Source organism: Flavobacterium sp. K5-23, from assembly GCF_023278045.1.
GTDB lineage: Bacteria > Bacteroidota > Bacteroidia > Flavobacteriales > Flavobacteriaceae > Flavobacterium.
The window spans coordinates 1508420-1524576 of record NZ_CP056783.1; the positions used below are offsets into that span (position 1 = coordinate 1508420).

Genomic DNA, 16157 nt, shown 5'->3' on the forward strand with positions numbered 1-16157 from the left:
GGATATGAGCATCATAATTAAACCTATAGTAACGGAAAAAGTAACCAAAGAAAGTGAAGTTTTAAACCGCTTCGGATTCGTTGTTAACAAGAAAGCAAACAAAGTTGAGATTAAGAAAGCTATTGAAGCTGCTTATGGTGTAACTATTGTTAGTGTTAACACGATGAACGTAAGGCCGGATAGAACTACAAAATACACTAAAAGTGGTTTAATCAGTGGAAAGACAAATGCAATTAAGAAAGCAATTGTTCAAGTACAAGAAGGAGAAACAATTGATTTTTACAACAATATCTAAGATAGAAAAATGTCAGTAAGAAAATTAAAACCTATTACCCCAGGTCAGCGATTTAGAGTTGTGAATGGTTATGACGCTATTACAACTGATAAGCCGGAACGCTCTTTGATAGCGCCGATAAAAAACTCTGGAGGTAGAAATAGTCAAGGAAAGATGACCATGCGTTATACGGGTGGTGGTCACAAGCAGAGATATCGTATTATTGATTTCAAAAGAACTAAGGAAGGAATTCCTGCAACTGTGAAATCAATCGAATACGATCCAAATCGTACTGCATTTATCGCTTTATTAGCTTATGCTGATGGTGAAAAAACATATATCATTGCTCAAAATGGATTGAAAGTTGGTCAGAAATTAGTTTCTGGTCCTGAATCTCAACCAGAAGTTGGTAATGCTATGTCATTAAGCAGAATTCCTTTAGGAACTGTAATCTCATGTATTGAGTTAAGACCAGGTCAAGGAGCAGTAATTGCTCGTTCTGCTGGAACTTTTGCTCAATTAATGGCAAGAGATGGAAAATATGCTACAATTAAAATGCCGTCTGGTGAAACAAGATTGATCTTGTTGACTTGTTCAGCTACTATTGGAGCTGTTTCTAATTCAGACCACCAATTAGTTGTATCTGGTAAAGCAGGTAGAACAAGATGGTTAGGAAGAAGACCTAGAACAAGACCTGTTGCAATGAACCCTGTCGATCACCCAATGGGTGGTGGTGAAGGACGTTCTTCTGGTGGACATCCACGTTCAAGAAATGGAATACCAGCTAAAGGTTATAGAACTCGTTCTAAGAAAAACCCGAGTAACAAGTATATCGTAGAACGTAGAAAGAAATAATAAGATATGGCACGTTCATTAAAAAAAGGACCTTTCGTTCATTATAAGTTAGACAAGAAAGTTCAAGAAAACATAGCAGGTGGAAACAAAGGAGTTGTAAAGACATGGTCTAGAGCTTCTATGATTACTCCAGACTTTGTTGGGCAGACTATCGCAGTTCATAACGGTCGTCAATTTGTACCAGTTTACGTAACAGAAAACATGGTAGGTCACAAATTAGGAGAATTTTCACCAACTAGATCTTTTAGGGGTCATGCTGGAGCAAAAAATAAAGGTAAAAAATAAGAAGCAATGGGAGTTCGTAAAAGAGAAACAGCAGATGCGAGAAAAGAGGCTAATAAGTCTATAGCTTTCGCAAAATTGAATAACTGCCCTACTTCACCTAGAAAAATGCGCTTAGTAGCGGACTTGGTAAGAGGTCAGAAGGTAGAAAGAGCACTAAACATCTTAAGATTCAGTTCTAAAGAAGCTTCAAGAAAATTAGAAAAATTGGTTTTATCTGTTATTGCCAACTGGCAAGCAAAAAACCCTGACGCTAATATGGAAGAAGCAGGTTTATTTGTTAAAACGATTACAGTAGATGGTGGAATGATGTTGAAAAGACTTCGTCCAGCTCCGCAAGGTCGTGCTCACAGAATTAGAAAACGTTCTAATCACGTAACAATCGTGCTTGGATCTATTAATAACACACAAGCAATTTAATACAAGATGGGACAAAAGACAAATCCAATTGGAAATAGACTTGGTATCATCAGAGGATGGGACTCAAACTGGTATGGTGGAAATGATTACGGTGATAAACTTGCCGAAGATTATAAAATCAGAAAGTATATCCATGCTCGTTTATCAAAAGCTAGTGTATCAAAAGTAATCATCGAGAGAACTTTGAAACTTGTAACCGTTACTATCACTACTGCTAGACCTGGTATCATTATCGGAAAAGGTGGACAAGAGGTAGACAAGTTGAAAGAAGAACTTAAGAAAATTACTGACAAAGAGGTTCAAATTAACATCTTTGAAATCAAAAGACCTGAACTTGATGCTTTTTTAGTTGCAACAAGTATCTGTCGTCAAATCGAAAGCAGAATTTCTTACAGACGTGCAATCAAAATGGCTATTGCTGCTTCTATGCGTATGAACGCTGAAGGTATCAAAGTTTTGATTTCTGGTCGTTTGAATGGTGCAGAAATGGCACGTTCAGAAGGTTTCAAAGAAGGTAGAGTACCTCTATCAACTTTCAGAGCTGATATTGATTACGCACTTGCTGAAGCTCATACTACTTACGGTAGAATGGGAATCAAAGTATGGATCATGAAAGGTGAGGTTTATGGAAAGAGAGATCTTTCTCCACTTGCTGGAATGGACAAAAAACAAGCTGGCGGAAAAGGTGGAGATGCCCCTCGTGGTAAATCTAACTTCAATAAAGGTGGTAAGCCAGACGCTCGTAAAAGAAAGTAATTTTTAAATTAAAGAAAAATGTTACAGCCTAAAAGAACAAAATACCGTAAGGTACAAAAAGGTAAAATGAAAGGGAACTCTAATAGAGGACATGAACTTTCTAATGGAATGTTTGGTATTAAATCTGTACATGAAGATGGAATGTTCTTAACTTCTAGACAAATCGAAGCTGCGCGTATTGCTGCAACTCGTTTTATGAAAAGAGAGGGACAATTATGGATCAAAATATTTCCAGACAAACCAATTACTAAGAAGCCTCTTGAGGTACGTATGGGTAAAGGTAAAGGAGCAGTTGAGTATTGGGCTGCCGTTGTTAAACCCGGAAGAATTATGTTTGAAGTTGGAGGAGTACCTTTGTCAGTTGCAAAAGAGGCGTTACGTCTTGCGGCTCAAAAGCTTCCAGTAAAAACTAAATTCGTTGTTGCTAGAGATTTCGAAGCATAATTTATATTATATTATGAAACAATCAGAAATAAAAGATCTTTCTGCAGCGGAGTTGCAAGAAAAGCTTAGCCAGACTAAGAAAACGTATGCTGACCTAAAAATGGCTCACGCTTTATCTCCAATTGAGAACCCACTACAAATTAGAAGTGTAAGAAGAACAGTTGCAAGATTAGCTACAGAGCTTACTAAAAGAGAATTGCAATAATTGTAATCTGCTGAAAGATGGAAGAAAAAAGAAATTTAAGAAAAGAAAGAATTGGTGTTGTAACGTCTAACAAAATGGATAAATCTATTGTTGTTGCACAAGTTACTAAAGTAAAACACCCATTATACGGTAAGTTCGTGTTGAAAACAAAGAAATTTGTAGCACATGACGAAACAAACGACTGTAACATTGGAGATACTGTAAGAATTAGCGAAACGCGTCCTTTAAGTAAATTAAAATGTTGGAGATTAGTTGAAATCCTAGAAAGAGCTAAATAATTATGGTACAACAAGAATCAAGACTAAAAGTAGCAGATAACACAGGGGCTAAAGAAGTTTTAACTATCCGTGTTTTAGGAGGTACCAAAAGAAGGTATGCCTCTGTTGGTGACAAGATTGTAGTTTCTATCAAAGATACAACTCCAAACGGAAGCGTTAAAAAAGGAGCTGTTTCAACTGCAGTTGTTGTACGTACCAAAAAAGAAGTGAGAAGAGCCGACGGTTCATACATTAGATTTGATGACAACGCATGTGTGTTATTAAATGCTGCTGGTGAAATGAGAGGAACTCGTGTTTTTGGTCCAGTAGCAAGAGAACTTCGTGAAAAACAATTCATGAAAATTGTATCATTAGCACCAGAAGTGCTTTAATTCGTTTTAAGATGATAAAGCTAAAAATAAAAACAGGCGACATTGTAAGAGTAATTGCTGGAGACCATAAAGGTTCAGAAGGTAAAGTATTACGTGTTGATCGTGAGAAAAACAAAGCGATTGTTGAAGGTGTAAACATGGTTTCAAAACATACGAAACCAAGTGCAAAAAGCCCTCAAGGTGGTATCGTGAAGAAAGAAGCTTCTTTGCAAATTTCTAACATCTCTCTAATTGATCCTAAAACTAAGGAAGCAACAAGAGTAGGTATTAGAGTTGAAGGAGATAAGAAAGTAAGATTTTCAAAAAAATCTAATCAAGTACTATAGTAATGGCGTATACACCTAGATTAAAAGAAGAGTATAAGAACAGAGTTATCTCTGCTCTTAAAGAGGAGTACGGATATATAAACGTAATGCAAGTTCCTAAATTGGAAAAAATCGTTTTGAGCCGTGGAGTTGGTGCAGCTGTATCTGATAAAAAATTGATTGACTATGCAGTTGATGAATTAACAAAGATCACTGGACAAAAAGCAATATCTACTATTTCAAAGAAAGACGTTGCGTCTTTTAAATTGAGAAAAGGGATGCCAATTGGTGCAAAAGTAACCTTACGTGGAGAAAGAATGTATGAGTTTTTAGATAGACTTATTACTTCAGCTTTGCCACGTGTTAGAGATTTTGGTGGTATTAAAGCTACTGGTTTCGACGGAAGAGGAAATTACAACCTTGGAGTTTTGGAGCAAATCATTTTCCCAGAAATTGATATTGATAAAGTAAACAAAATTTCAGGAATGGATATATCTTTTGTTACTACTGCTAAAACAGACAAGGAAGCAAAATCATTATTGGCTGAATTAGGATTACCTTTTAAAAAGAATTAAGTTATGGCTAAAGAATCAATGAAAGCCCGTGAGGTTAAGAGAGAAAAAACGGTAGCTAAGTATGCTGAGAAAAGAAAAGCTTTGTTAGAAGCTGGAGATTTCGTAGGTTTGCAAAAACTTCCTAAAAATGCTTCACCAGTTCGTTTGCACAATAGATGTAAAATAACAGGTAGACCAAGAGGGTATATGCGTCAATTCGGTGTTTCACGTGTAACATTCCGTGAAATGGCTAATAATGGATTGATACCAGGAGTTAAAAAAGCATCTTGGTAGAAACGTGATTTATCACGTTTGTTCAAAAGAATTATAAATTGATTAAAGGTTCGGTAAATGAGTATTTGCCGAAAACCATAATCGCAAATTAATACATATGTATACAGATCCTATTGCGGATTATTTAACAAGAGTTAGAAACGCTGTGGCCGCAAACCACAAAGTTGTCGAAATTCCTGCTTCTAATCTAAAAAAAGAAATCACAAAGATCTTATTTGATCAAGGTTATATCTTAAGTTACAAATTTGAAGACAACGCTGTACAGGGTTCAATCAAAATTGCTTTGAAGTATGATAAAGATACTAAAGAGTCAGTAATTAAAGATATCCAAAGAATTAGTAAACCAGGTTTACGTAAATATTCAAGTTCTTCTTCTATTCCAAGAATCCTTAACGGATTAGGTATTGCAATTGTTTCTACATCAAAAGGATTGATGACAGGAAAAAAAGCAAAACAACTTAATGTTGGTGGTGAAGTAATTTGTTACGTATACTAATTAAATATTCTATAAGATGTCAAGAATAGGTAAAAGTCCAGTTGTAATACCTGCTGGAGTAACTGTTGAAGTTGCTGGTGGTATTATAACGGTAAAAGGAAAAAATGGTCAACTTACACAGGAGTTTTCGGACGTAACTGTAACAGTTGAAGACGGTAAGGTTCTAGTTGAAAGATCGTCTGATCACAAAGACCAAAGAGCAAAACACGGTTTATACAGATCTTTAATCAATAATATGATTATCGGTGTGACTGATGGTTTTACAAAATCTTTAGAATTGGTAGGAGTTGGTTATAGAGCTTCAAATCAAGGACAAAAATTAGATTTAGCTCTTGGATATTCTCACAATATTGTTTTAGAAATTGCTCCAGAAGTAACTTTAGAAACTATATCTGAAAAAGGTAAGAACCCAATAGTGAAGTTAACATCATTTGATAAACAACTTTTAGGTCAGGTTGCGGCAAAAATTAGAGGTTTCCGTAAGCCAGAACCATACAAAGGAAAAGGTGTTAAATTTGTAGGTGAAGTATTAAGAAGAAAAGCAGGTAAATCAGCTTAAAAAATAAGATTATGTCATTAACAAAATCTGATAGAAGACAGAGAATTAGATATAGAATTAGAAAAACGATTAGTGGTACTGCTACTAATCCAAGACTTTCTGTATTTAGAAGTAATAAAGAAATCTACGCACAACTAATTGATGATGTGAATGGAGTAACTTTATTAGCTGCATCTTCAAGAGAAAAAGAAGTAGAAAAAGGTACAAACGTTGAAGTTGCTACTGCAGTTGGAAAACTTGTAGCAGAAAAAGCGTTAAAAGCTGGGATTGAAGTAGTAACTTTCGATAGAGGAGGTTATTTATATCACGGTCGTATTAAATCATTAGCAGAAGGCGCGAGAGCGGCTGGGCTTAAATTCTAATATAGTATGTCTAATAGTAAATACAAGAATGTAGAGCTAGTAAAACCAAGTGGTCTTGAATTAAAAGACCGTTTGGTAAGTGTTAATCGTGTTACTAAAGTTACAAAAGGTGGTAGAGCTTTCGGTTTTTCTGCTATTGTAGTTGTAGGTGATGAAAATGGTGTTGTAGGACACGGATTAGGAAAATCTAAAGATGTTTCTGAAGCAATTGCGAAAGCAGTAGAAGATGCTAAGAAAAATTTAGTAAAAATTCCTTTGAACGGTCTATCAGTACCTCACGAACAAAAAGGTAAATTTGGTGGTGCACGTGTATTCTTAATTCCTGCCTCTCATGGTACAGGAGTTATTGCTGGTGGAGCTGTTCGTTCAGTTCTTGAATCAGTAGGTATTCACGATGTATTATCTAAATCACAAGGATCATCAAATCCTCACAACGTAGTAAAAGCAACTTTTGATGCTTTATTACAAATGAGAAGCGCTTACACTGTTGCAAAACAAAGAGGGGTTTCTTTAGAAAAAGTTTTTAAAGGTTAATTCAAGGAAATTATGGCTAAATTATTAGTAAAACAAGTTAGAAGTAAAATCAACTGTCCACTTGATCAAAAAAGAGGATTAGAAGCTTTAGGTCTACGTAAAATGGGTCAGGTTGTTGAACATGACTCAAACCCTGCAATCCTTGGGATGATAAATAAAGTTAAACACTTAGTTTCTGTCGAAGAAGCTAAATAACAAATACTGTTATGAATTTAAGTAACTTACAACCAGCTGAAGGGTCAACACACAATCAAAATAAAAGATTAGGTAGAGGAGAAGGTTCTGGAAAAGGTGGTACTTCTGCAAGAGGTCACAAAGGAGCAAAATCTCGTTCTGGTTATTCTAAAAAGATTGGTTTTGAAGGAGGGCAAATGCCACTTCAAAGACGTGTGCCTAAGTTTGGTTTTACAAACATCAATCGTAAAGAATACGAAGGTGTGAATCTTGATACACTTCAATTATTGGTAGACAATGGTGTGATTACAGATACTGTCGATATGACAACATTTGTTGCAAACCGTTTGGCTACTAAAAATGAAATCGTTAAGATTTTAGGAAGAGGTGAATTGAACGCTAAATTAAAAGTAACTGCTCACAAATTTACTGCTACTGCAAAAGCCGCTATTGAAGCTGCTGGAGGAGAAGCTGTAACAATGTAATTTTTCAATTAATATGAAGAAATTTATTGAATCAATAAGTAATGTTTGGAAAATCGAGGAACTAAAAAACAGAATCCTAATTACATTAGGTCTGCTTTTAGTTTATCGTTTTGGAGCTCAAGTAACTCTTCCGGGTATTGATGCAACACAATTAGCTAATTTAGCTGGTCAAACAAAGGAGGGAATTGGTTCAATTCTTGACATGTTTACTGGTGGTGCATTTTCTCAAGCATCTGTTTTTGCTTTAGGAATTATGCCTTACATTTCTGCCTCTATTGTTGTTCAGCTTATGGGAATTGCTATTCCTTATTTGCAAAAACTTCAAAATGATGGTGAAAGTGGTAGAAAGAAGATTAATCAGATCACACGTTGGTTGACTATTGTTATTACTTTAGTGCAAGGACCAACATATATCTATAATCTATACAGAACTTTACCTGGTAGTGCATTTTTATTAGGGTTTAATTCTTTTGAATTCTTATTTTCTTCAGTAATTATCTTAGTTACAGGTACAATTTTTGCCATGTGGTTAGGAGAAAAGATAACTGATAAAGGAATTGGAAATGGTATATCCCTTTTAATTATGGTAGGTATACTTGCTAGATTTCCTCAAGCATTTATACAAGAATTTACAACTAGAGTTACAAATAACAACGGTGGACCAATGTTATTGGTTATCGAAATTATTATATGGCTTTTAGTTATTATTGCATGTGTTTTATTAACAATGGCAATTCGTAAAATACCTGTTCAATACGCTCGTCGTACAACTTCAGGTGATTTCGAACAAGATATGATGGGTGGTAATAGACAATGGATTCCATTGAAGCTTAATGCTGCAGGGGTTATGCCAATTATCTTTGCTCAAGCTATCATGTTTGTACCTGCTGCATTAGCAGGATTGTCAAAATCAGATACTTCACAATCTATTGTTGGCGCTTTTAGTAATATGTTCGGTTTTTGGTATAACCTTGTATTTGCAACTTTAATAGTTGTGTTTACATACTTTTATACTGCGATTACCGTTCCTACTAATAAAATGTCAGATGACTTGAAAAGAAGTGGTGGATTTATTCCAGGGGTAAGACCAGGAGTAGAAACTTCTGATTTTCTTGACAAAGTGATGTCTTTGATTACCTTTCCTGGATCATTATTTCTTGCTTTGATAGCTGTGTTCCCAGCGATTGTTGTAAGTCTTATGGATGTTCAGCAATCTTGGGCAATGTTTTTTGGAGGTACCTCATTAATAATAATGGTTGGTGTCGCAATAGATACGATTCAACAAATTAATTCATACTTGTTAAACAAACATTATGATGGTTTAATGAAAAGTGGAAAAAATAGAAAAGCAGTAGCTTAATTTTATGGCAAAACAATCAGCAATAGAACAAGACGGGTCAATCATTGAAGCATTATCAAATGCAATGTTCCGTGTAGAATTAGAGAATGGACATATAGTAATTGCTCATATTTCTGGAAAAATGCGTATGCATTATATCAAGTTATTACCTGGTGATAAAGTGAAACTGGAAATGAGTCCTTACGATTTGTCAAAAGCAAGAATTACTTATAGATATTAAAGGATATTCACAATGAAAGTTAGAGCATCAGTAAAAAAGAGAAGTCCCGAGTGCAAAATTGTGCGTAGAAAAGGGAGATTGTACGTTATAAACAAAAAGAATCCTAGATTTAAACAAAGACAAGGATAGTTATGGCAAGAATAGCAGGGGTAGATATCCCGAAAAACAAGAGAGGTGTTATAGCACTTACCTACATCTTCGGATTAGGAAAAAGTAGAGCTATTGAGATTTTAGAAAAAGCTCAAGTAAGCCAAGATAAAAAAGTTCAAGATTGGAATGATGACGAGATCGGAGCAATTCGTGAAGCTGTTGGAGTTTTTAAAATTGAAGGAGAATTACGTTCTGAAGTTTCTTTAAACATCAAACGTTTAATGGATATTGGATGTTATAGAGGTATTCGTCATAGAACTGGTCTTCCTTTAAGAGGACAAAGAACTAAGAATAACTCTAGAACTAGAAAAGGTAAAAGAAAAACTGTTGCTAACAAGAAAAAAGCAACTAAATAATAAGTAATATGGCTAAAGCAACTGCAAAAAAACGTAAAGTTATCGTTGAATCAACGGGAGAAGCTCATATTTCTGCTACCTTCAATAACATCATCATTTCTTTGACAAACAAAAAAGGTGAAGTTATTTCTTGGTCTTCAGCTGGTAAAATGGGTTTTAGAGGTTCTAAAAAGAATACTCCATACGCAGCCCAAATGGCAGCAGAAGATTGTAGTAAAGTAGCTCTTGAAGCAGGACTTAAAAAAGTGAAAGTGTATGTTAAAGGACCAGGAAACGGACGTGAGTCTGCTATCCGTTCTTTGCATAACGGTGGAATTGAAGTTACAGAGATTATCGATGTTACTCCAATGCCTCACAACGGATGTCGTCCTCCAAAAAGACGTAGAGTTTAATAATATATTTAAGTATAACTAGGTAGAATATACGATTATCGAAGGATATGACCTGAATTCATAATCTCTACCTTAATTTAATTTTTTAGAAATGGCAAGATATACTGGTCCAAAAACTAGAATTGCTCGTAAATTTGGCGAAGCAATATTCGGAGATGATAAATCTTTCGAAAGAAGAAATTACCCACCTGGACAACACGGGATGGCTAAAAAAAGAGGTAAAAAATCTGAATATGCTATCCAGTTAATGGAAAAGCAAAAAGCTAAATATTCTTACGGAATTTTAGAAAAACAATTCAGAGGTTTATTTAAAAAAGCATCAGCTACTAAAGGTGTTACTGGTGAAGTTCTTTTACAATTATGTGAAGCAAGATTAGACAACGTTGTTTTTAGAATGGGTATCGCTCCTTCTAGAAGAGGTGCTAGACAACTTGTATCTCACAGACATATTACTGTTAACGGTGATGTTGTAAATATCGCTTCTTACCACCTTAAGCCTGGTGATAAAGTTGCTGTTCGTGAAAAATCTAAATCATTAGAAGCTATCGAACGTTCTTTATCTAATTCAAGTCATGTTTATGAATGGATTACTTGGAATAATGACGTTAAAGAAGGTACTTTTGTTACTGTACCAGCTAGACTTCAAATCCCAGAAAACATTAAAGAACAATTAATCGTAGAGTTGTACAACAAATAATAATTGACTTAGTCGAAATTTATGGCAATATTTAATTTTCAGAAGCCCGATAAAGTTATCATGATCGATTCAACCGATTTTGAAGGTAAGTTTGAATTCAGACCTTTAGAACCAGGATACGGATTGACCGTTGGTAATGCACTTAGAAGAGTTTTGCTTTCAGCATTAGAAGGTTATGCAATTACATCTGTCCGCATAGAAGGTGTAGATCATGAGTTTTCTACTATCTCAGGAGTTGTTGAAGATGTTACCGAAATTATTCTTAATCTAAAACAAGTACGTTTCAAACGTCAAATTGAAGATATAGATAATGAATCAGTTACTATTTCTGTTTCAGGTAAAGATCAATTAACAGCTGGTGATTTTCAAAAATTTATTTCAGGTTTCCAAGTTTTGAATCCAGAACTAGTTATCTGTAATTTAGATAGTAAAATCAAACTGGCTTTCGATTTAACAATCGAAAAAGGTAGAGGATATGTTCCTGCTGAGGAGAACAAAAAACAGAATGCTGCAATTGGAACCATTTTTACAGATTCAATTTTTACTCCGGTAAAAAATGTAAAATATGGAATTGAAAACTTCCGTGTAGAGCAAAAAACAGATTATGAGAAATTAGTTTTTGAAATAAAAACTGATGGATCAATCAATCCAAAAGATGCACTTACTGAAGCTGCCAAAGTTTTAATTCACCATTTCATGTTGTTCTCTGACGAAAGAATTACACTCGAGGCTGATGAGATCGCACAAACAGAATCGTATGATGAGGAATCATTACATATGAGACAATTGCTTAAAACTAAGCTTGTTGATATGGATTTGTCTGTAAGAGCATTAAATTGTTTGAAAGCGGCTGAAGTTGATACACTTGGTGATTTAGTATCGTTCAATAAAAACGACCTGATGAAATTCCGTAATTTTGGTAAAAAATCTTTAACTGAACTAGATGAACTAGTTGCAATTAAAAATTTAAACTTCGGAATGGATTTAGCAAAATACAAACTAGATAAAGAATAATCTAAGCCGCAAGGTTTAAATTTACATAGCAATGAGACACGGAAAAAAATTCAATCACTTAAGCAGACAGACTGCGCATAGAAAATCTATGTTAGCTAATATGGCTTGTTCTCTTATCGAGCACAAACGTATTAACACAACTGTTGCTAAAGCAAAAGCGCTTAAACAATTCGTTGAGCCTTTAATAACAAAATCTAAAGCAGATACGACTCACAATCGTCGTATTGTTTTTTCATACTTACGTAGCAAATATGCGGTAACTGACTTGTTCAGAGACGTAGCTGCTAAAGTTGGAGACCGTCCAGGTGGATACACTCGTATCATTAAAGTTGGAAATCGTTTAGGAGATAATGCTGATATGGCAATGATCGAATTAGTAGATTTCAATGAACTTTACAATGGTGGTAAAAAAGAAGTTACAAAAGCAAAAAGCCGTCGTGGTGGAAAAGCTAAAAAAGCAACTGACGCTACTGAAGCTCCAGATGCTGAAACTGAAACTTCAACAGACGCTGCTGAATAATTATGAAGATAATCATTCAATAAAATTTAAGGATAAGCTATTTATAGTTTATCCTTTTTTTTTGCTTTTTTTTGGATAACTAAATACATAAATATATGAAATCTATTAATCTTTTTTTGCTTTTTGCTTTTTTATATTCTTTGTCAGTTTTGTCTCAAGATAATAATTTGGGGGTCAAAACTACCATGAGATCTTTTGATAGTGAAATTAATATTGGTAAAGCGGGTCTTTGGATTCCTGGAAAAGACGTTGACAATTATGTTAAGGGTTCTTTATATTTATTTCCCAATTGGATTGGTCCTTATTACGTTTTTTCAAAAAACCGAAAAACCACACAGCTTTTGAATTTGAATTATAATTTAAAAACTAAGAATTTAGAGTATTTAATGTCAAACGATTCTGTTTTTCAATATGATTTAGATCAAATTGATCATTTGGTTTATTTGAATAAAACGTATAAAATTATCCAAAACACTCAATTAAATGGATTGTTTTTTGAAGTATTTAATGGTGATAAACTGAAAATATTCAAAGAAACCAGTATTGTTGTGGGAAAAGGTGGCTTTGACCGTCTTACACAAACGAAGTTAAATGAAGATAAATATGTACAGGTATATTCCTATTATGTTTTTGCAGATGGTAAGTACGAAAAAGAAAAAATAAACAAGAAATTTATCCTTAAAAACACAATTGATAAAGCGGATCTTATTAAAAAATTTGTTTTAAAATATAAATTGAACTATACATCAGATGATGATGTAAAAAGAATATTGAATTATTATTATTATTCCCTTTAAAAAATCAATGAAGGTGCTTTTTTCTTTTTAATTGAGTTCTCTTAGATTTCGTCAGAAGAGCTGCTAGCATAATTTTGACGTTAATGAGAATTTAGTATTTAGAATTTTTTGAATAAAGATGATTTAGATTTGAATGACTATTTATTATTGTAACAAAATGAAATAAAAACAATAATGAATATAGAATAAAGGCTTTTAGGACTGAAGTAATGTTGGCTTATATTTTATAAAACACCATCATAAAATTTGCTTCCATTGGATTAATGAATTAAATTTGCACAATATTTAACTACAGATGAAATATACAACAAGACAAAGCGCCATTCTTTTATTAAGTGATGGTACGATTTTTCACGGAAAATCAATTGGAATTAGCGGAACTACTTTTGGTGAAGTTTGTTTTAATACGGGGATGACTGGATATCAAGAGATATTTACGGACCCTTCCTATTTTGGACAAATTATGGTAGCGACTAATCCTCATATTGGAAATTATGGGGTAAATGAAAAAGAAGTTGAATCAGATGAAATTAAGATATCTGGTTTAGTTTGTAAAAATTTCAGTTTCAATTATTCGCGTGCAGATGCTTCAGGAAGTTTAGAAGACTATTTTATCAAGCAAAACCTAATATGTATATCTGATGTCGATACACGTGCATTAGTAAGTTATATACGTGATAACGGTGCTATGAATTCAGTTATTTGTACAGATGGTACTTCTATTGAAGAATTAAAAATTGCTTTACAAAAGGTCCCTGATATGAAAGGATTGGAGTTAGCTTCAAAAGTTTCTACAAAAGAACCTTATTTCTACGGAGATGAGAATGCTACTTATAAAATATCAGCTTTGGATTTAGGGATCAAAACTAATATCCTGCGTAATTTTGCTAAAAGAGATTGTTATATTAAAGTTTTCCCTTTTGATGCTTCTTATAACGATATGGCATCATTCAATCCTAATGGTTATTTCTTGTCAAATGGACCTGGTGACCCAGAGCCTCTTTCAAGTGCTATACAAGTTGCAAAAGAAATTATTGCAAATGACAAGCCATTATTTGGTATCTGTTTAGGACATCAAGTTATTGGATTGGCTAATGGGATTTCCACTTATAAAATGTTTAATGGACATAGAGGGATCAATCATCCGGTTAAAAACCTGATTTCAGGTAAGGGGGAAATAACTTCTCAGAACCATGGTTTTGCAGTAAATAAAGAAGAATTAGAAAACAATCCTGATTTAGAAATCACACACCTTCATTTAAATGATGGGACCGTTGCCGGAATGCGTATGAAGGACAAAAATTGTTTCTCTGTACAGTATCATCCGGAGGCTAGTCCAGGACCACATGACTCTTCTTATTTATTTGATCAATTTATTGAAAACATAAAAGGTTAAGATTTTACATATGTAAAACATAGTACTCTAATTTTAAAAAAGGCTTGCATTTTAATGTGCAAGCCTTTTTTTATGTTTTGTAGTGTTTCTTTTCTGATATAATTGAATCCTTTTGTTCTAAATATATAATTATAACGTTTTCGTTAATAAGATTCATTATTTTCATTATATCATTCCAAAAGATAGAATATATTTGTATTTTAAAAATTAAAATTAAAGAACATGAGTATAATTATCAAAATTCACGCAAGACAAATATTTGATTCTAGAGGAAATCCTACCATAGAAGTTGATGTAGTTACTGACAACGGTGTATTAGGAAGAGCTGCAGTTCCATCTGGAGCATCAACTGGAGAACATGAAGCAGTAGAGTTACGCGACGGTGGTAAAGCATTTTTAGGAAAAGGGGTTTTAAATGCAGTGAAAAATGTTAATACCCTTATTGGTGATGAACTTTTAGGGACTTCGGTTTTTGAACAAAATTTAATTGATCAAATGATGATTGATTTAGATGGTACCCCAAATAAATCTAATCTTGGCGCTAATGCTATTTTGGGAGTTTCTCTTGCTGTTGCAAAAGCAGCTGCAAACGAACTTGGTTTACCGCTATACAGATATATTGGAGGAGTTTCTGCAAATACATTGCCTGTTCCTATGATGAATATCATAAATGGAGGATCTCATTCTGATGCGCCTATTGCATTTCAAGAATTTATGATTATACCAGTTAAAGCTACTTCTTTTACTCATTCTATGCAAATGGGAACAGAGATTTTTCATAGCCTTAAAAAAGTATTGCACGATAGAGGATTAAGTACTGCTGTTGGGGATGAAGGTGGTTTTGCACCTAACTTACCTGGTGGAACTGAAGATGCTTTAGATACTATTAAAAAAGCCGTTGAAAATGCAGGTTATACTTTTGGTGACGAAATCAAAATTGCTTTAGATTGTGCTGCGGCAGAATTTTATGTAAATGGGAAATACGATTATTCAAAGTTTGAAGGAGATACTGGTAAAGTAAGAACTTCAGCTGAACAAGTTGATTATTTAGCTGAATTAACTGCTAAATATCCAATCATTTCCATAGAAGATGGTATGGATGAAAATGACTGGGATGGATGGAAAATGCTTACCGATAAAATTGGAGATAAAGTTCAATTAGTAGGTGATGATTTATTTGTTACTAACGTTACTCGCTTGTCTACAGGTATAGAAAAAGGAATTGCTAATTCTATTCTTGTGAAAGTTAATCAAATAGGTACTTTAACTGAAACGATTGCTGCTGTAACTATGGCGAAAAATGCGGGTTATACATCAGTTATGTCTCATCGTTCAGGTGAAACTGAAGACAATACTATTGCTGACTTAGCTGTGGCATTGAATTGTGGTCAAATTAAAACGGGTTCAGCTTCTCGTTCTGACCGTATGGCTAAGTACAATCAATTGTTGAGAATTGAAGAAGAACTTGGGAATACCGCTTATTTTCCTGGTAAAAATGCCTTCAAAATAAAGTAATTTTACTGTAAATATATTTAAAAGCCATTCATATAACTTGTGAATGGCTTTTTGTTTATAAATTTTAACAATTTCATTTTGGAATTCTCTTT

Annotated in this window: 29 protein-coding genes; all 29 read left to right on the forward strand. The window is 33.9% G+C overall.

Annotation, left to right across the window (positions count from 1 at the left end; all coding sequences use genetic code 11):
• Positions 1 to 4 precede the first annotated feature (4 nt).
• A complete protein-coding gene (gene rplW, locus FLAK523_RS06585; protein WP_248907719.1) occupies positions 5 to 295 on the forward strand; it encodes a 50S ribosomal protein L23 in 291 nt (96 codons plus the stop codon).
• A 9-nt stretch (positions 296 to 304) separates the two neighbouring features.
• A complete protein-coding gene (gene rplB / locus FLAK523_RS06590) occupies positions 305 to 1129 on the forward strand; it encodes a 50S ribosomal protein L2 (protein WP_248907721.1) in 825 nt (274 codons plus the stop codon).
• Between the two features lie 6 nt (positions 1130 to 1135).
• A complete protein-coding gene (rpsS, locus tag FLAK523_RS06595) occupies positions 1136 to 1414 on the forward strand; it encodes a 30S ribosomal protein S19 (RefSeq protein WP_007136562.1) in 279 nt (92 codons plus the stop codon).
• 6 nt (positions 1415 to 1420) lie between these two features.
• Positions 1421 to 1831, forward strand: a complete 411-nt coding sequence (gene rplV / locus FLAK523_RS06600) for a 50S ribosomal protein L22 (protein ID WP_007136561.1) — start codon at positions 1421 to 1423, stop codon at positions 1829 to 1831.
• Between the two features lie 6 nt (positions 1832 to 1837).
• The gene (gene rpsC, locus FLAK523_RS06605) at positions 1838 to 2587 is read left to right on the forward strand and encodes a 30S ribosomal protein S3 (protein ID WP_248907724.1); all 750 of its coding nucleotides are present in this window, start codon (positions 1838 to 1840) and stop codon (positions 2585 to 2587) included.
• An 18-nt stretch (positions 2588 to 2605) separates the two neighbouring features.
• Entirely contained in the window at positions 2606 to 3031 is a 426-nt protein-coding gene (rplP, locus tag FLAK523_RS06610; RefSeq protein ID WP_066313233.1) for a 50S ribosomal protein L16, read from the forward strand.
• Positions 3032 to 3044: 13 nt separating this feature from the next.
• Positions 3045 to 3236, forward strand: coding sequence for a 50S ribosomal protein L29 (gene rpmC / locus FLAK523_RS06615; protein ID WP_248907726.1), 192 nt, complete (start codon positions 3045 to 3047; stop codon positions 3234 to 3236).
• Between the two features lie 17 nt (positions 3237 to 3253).
• Positions 3254 to 3514: a 30S ribosomal protein S17 gene (rpsQ, locus tag FLAK523_RS06620; RefSeq protein ID WP_248907728.1), complete on the forward strand. Its 261-nt coding sequence runs from the start codon at positions 3254 to 3256 to the stop codon at positions 3512 to 3514.
• A 2-nt stretch (positions 3515 to 3516) separates the two neighbouring features.
• Entirely contained in the window at positions 3517 to 3885 is a 369-nt protein-coding gene (gene rplN, locus FLAK523_RS06625) for a 50S ribosomal protein L14 (protein WP_072945394.1), read from the forward strand.
• A gap of 11 nt (positions 3886 to 3896) precedes the next feature.
• Complete coding sequence (gene rplX, locus FLAK523_RS06630; protein ID WP_248907730.1) at positions 3897 to 4211, forward strand: 50S ribosomal protein L24; 315 nt, start codon at positions 3897 to 3899, stop codon at positions 4209 to 4211.
• Between the two features lie 2 nt (positions 4212 to 4213).
• A complete protein-coding gene (gene rplE / locus FLAK523_RS06635) occupies positions 4214 to 4765 on the forward strand; it encodes a 50S ribosomal protein L5 (protein WP_248907731.1) in 552 nt (183 codons plus the stop codon).
• A 3-nt stretch (positions 4766 to 4768) separates the two neighbouring features.
• Positions 4769 to 5038 (forward strand): 30S ribosomal protein S14, encoded by a 270-nt coding sequence (gene rpsN, locus FLAK523_RS06640; protein WP_074724338.1) that lies wholly within the window; start codon positions 4769 to 4771, stop codon positions 5036 to 5038.
• A 97-nt stretch (positions 5039 to 5135) separates the two neighbouring features.
• Entirely contained in the window at positions 5136 to 5534 is a 399-nt protein-coding gene (gene rpsH / locus FLAK523_RS06645) for a 30S ribosomal protein S8 (RefSeq protein WP_026707006.1), read from the forward strand.
• 16 nt (positions 5535 to 5550) lie between these two features.
• Complete coding sequence (gene rplF / locus FLAK523_RS06650; RefSeq protein WP_248907732.1) at positions 5551 to 6093, forward strand: 50S ribosomal protein L6; 543 nt, start codon at positions 5551 to 5553, stop codon at positions 6091 to 6093.
• Between the two features lie 11 nt (positions 6094 to 6104).
• Entirely contained in the window at positions 6105 to 6455 is a 351-nt protein-coding gene (rplR, locus tag FLAK523_RS06655) for a 50S ribosomal protein L18 (protein WP_248907733.1), read from the forward strand.
• A gap of 6 nt (positions 6456 to 6461) precedes the next feature.
• Positions 6462 to 6989 carry a 30S ribosomal protein S5 gene (gene rpsE / locus FLAK523_RS06660; protein ID WP_248907734.1) on the forward strand — a complete coding sequence of 176 codons (528 nt, stop codon included), beginning with the start codon at positions 6462 to 6464 and terminating at the stop codon, positions 6987 to 6989.
• Positions 6990 to 7001: 12 nt separating this feature from the next.
• Positions 7002 to 7184, forward strand: a complete 183-nt coding sequence (gene rpmD / locus FLAK523_RS06665) for a 50S ribosomal protein L30 (RefSeq protein ID WP_026707002.1) — start codon at positions 7002 to 7004, stop codon at positions 7182 to 7184.
• 11 nt (positions 7185 to 7195) lie between these two features.
• Complete coding sequence (rplO, locus tag FLAK523_RS06670; RefSeq protein WP_248907735.1) at positions 7196 to 7648, forward strand: 50S ribosomal protein L15; 453 nt, start codon at positions 7196 to 7198, stop codon at positions 7646 to 7648.
• A gap of 13 nt (positions 7649 to 7661) precedes the next feature.
• Complete coding sequence (gene secY / locus FLAK523_RS06675; protein WP_248907736.1) at positions 7662 to 9008, forward strand: preprotein translocase subunit SecY; 1347 nt, start codon at positions 7662 to 7664, stop codon at positions 9006 to 9008.
• 4 nt (positions 9009 to 9012) lie between these two features.
• On the forward strand, positions 9013 to 9228 hold the full coding sequence (gene infA, locus FLAK523_RS06680; RefSeq protein WP_007136545.1) for a translation initiation factor IF-1: 216 nt from the start codon (positions 9013 to 9015) through the stop codon (positions 9226 to 9228).
• 12 nt (positions 9229 to 9240) lie between these two features.
• Positions 9241 to 9357, forward strand: a complete 117-nt coding sequence (gene ykgO / locus FLAK523_RS06685) for a type B 50S ribosomal protein L36 (RefSeq protein ID WP_008992256.1) — start codon at positions 9241 to 9243, stop codon at positions 9355 to 9357.
• A gap of 2 nt (positions 9358 to 9359) precedes the next feature.
• Complete coding sequence (rpsM, locus tag FLAK523_RS06690) at positions 9360 to 9734, forward strand: 30S ribosomal protein S13 (RefSeq protein WP_072945376.1); 375 nt, start codon at positions 9360 to 9362, stop codon at positions 9732 to 9734.
• An 8-nt stretch (positions 9735 to 9742) separates the two neighbouring features.
• A complete protein-coding gene (gene rpsK, locus FLAK523_RS06695; RefSeq protein WP_024981527.1) occupies positions 9743 to 10126 on the forward strand; it encodes a 30S ribosomal protein S11 in 384 nt (127 codons plus the stop codon).
• Between the two features lie 91 nt (positions 10127 to 10217).
• Complete coding sequence (rpsD, locus tag FLAK523_RS06700; protein WP_026706998.1) at positions 10218 to 10823, forward strand: 30S ribosomal protein S4; 606 nt, start codon at positions 10218 to 10220, stop codon at positions 10821 to 10823.
• A 21-nt stretch (positions 10824 to 10844) separates the two neighbouring features.
• Positions 10845 to 11837: a DNA-directed RNA polymerase subunit alpha gene (locus tag FLAK523_RS06705; RefSeq protein WP_248907738.1), complete on the forward strand. Its 993-nt coding sequence runs from the start codon at positions 10845 to 10847 to the stop codon at positions 11835 to 11837.
• Positions 11838 to 11868: 31 nt separating this feature from the next.
• On the forward strand, positions 11869 to 12357 hold the full coding sequence (gene rplQ / locus FLAK523_RS06710; protein ID WP_248907739.1) for a 50S ribosomal protein L17: 489 nt from the start codon (positions 11869 to 11871) through the stop codon (positions 12355 to 12357).
• A gap of 95 nt (positions 12358 to 12452) precedes the next feature.
• Complete coding sequence (locus tag FLAK523_RS06715) at positions 12453 to 13154, forward strand: hypothetical protein (RefSeq protein WP_248907740.1); 702 nt, start codon at positions 12453 to 12455, stop codon at positions 13152 to 13154.
• Positions 13155 to 13449: 295 nt separating this feature from the next.
• Entirely contained in the window at positions 13450 to 14550 is a 1101-nt protein-coding gene (gene carA, locus FLAK523_RS06720; RefSeq protein WP_248907741.1) for a glutamine-hydrolyzing carbamoyl-phosphate synthase small subunit, read from the forward strand.
• A 222-nt stretch (positions 14551 to 14772) separates the two neighbouring features.
• Positions 14773 to 16065: a phosphopyruvate hydratase gene (eno, locus tag FLAK523_RS06725; protein ID WP_248907742.1), complete on the forward strand. Its 1293-nt coding sequence runs from the start codon at positions 14773 to 14775 to the stop codon at positions 16063 to 16065.
• Positions 16066 to 16157 lie beyond the last annotated feature (92 nt).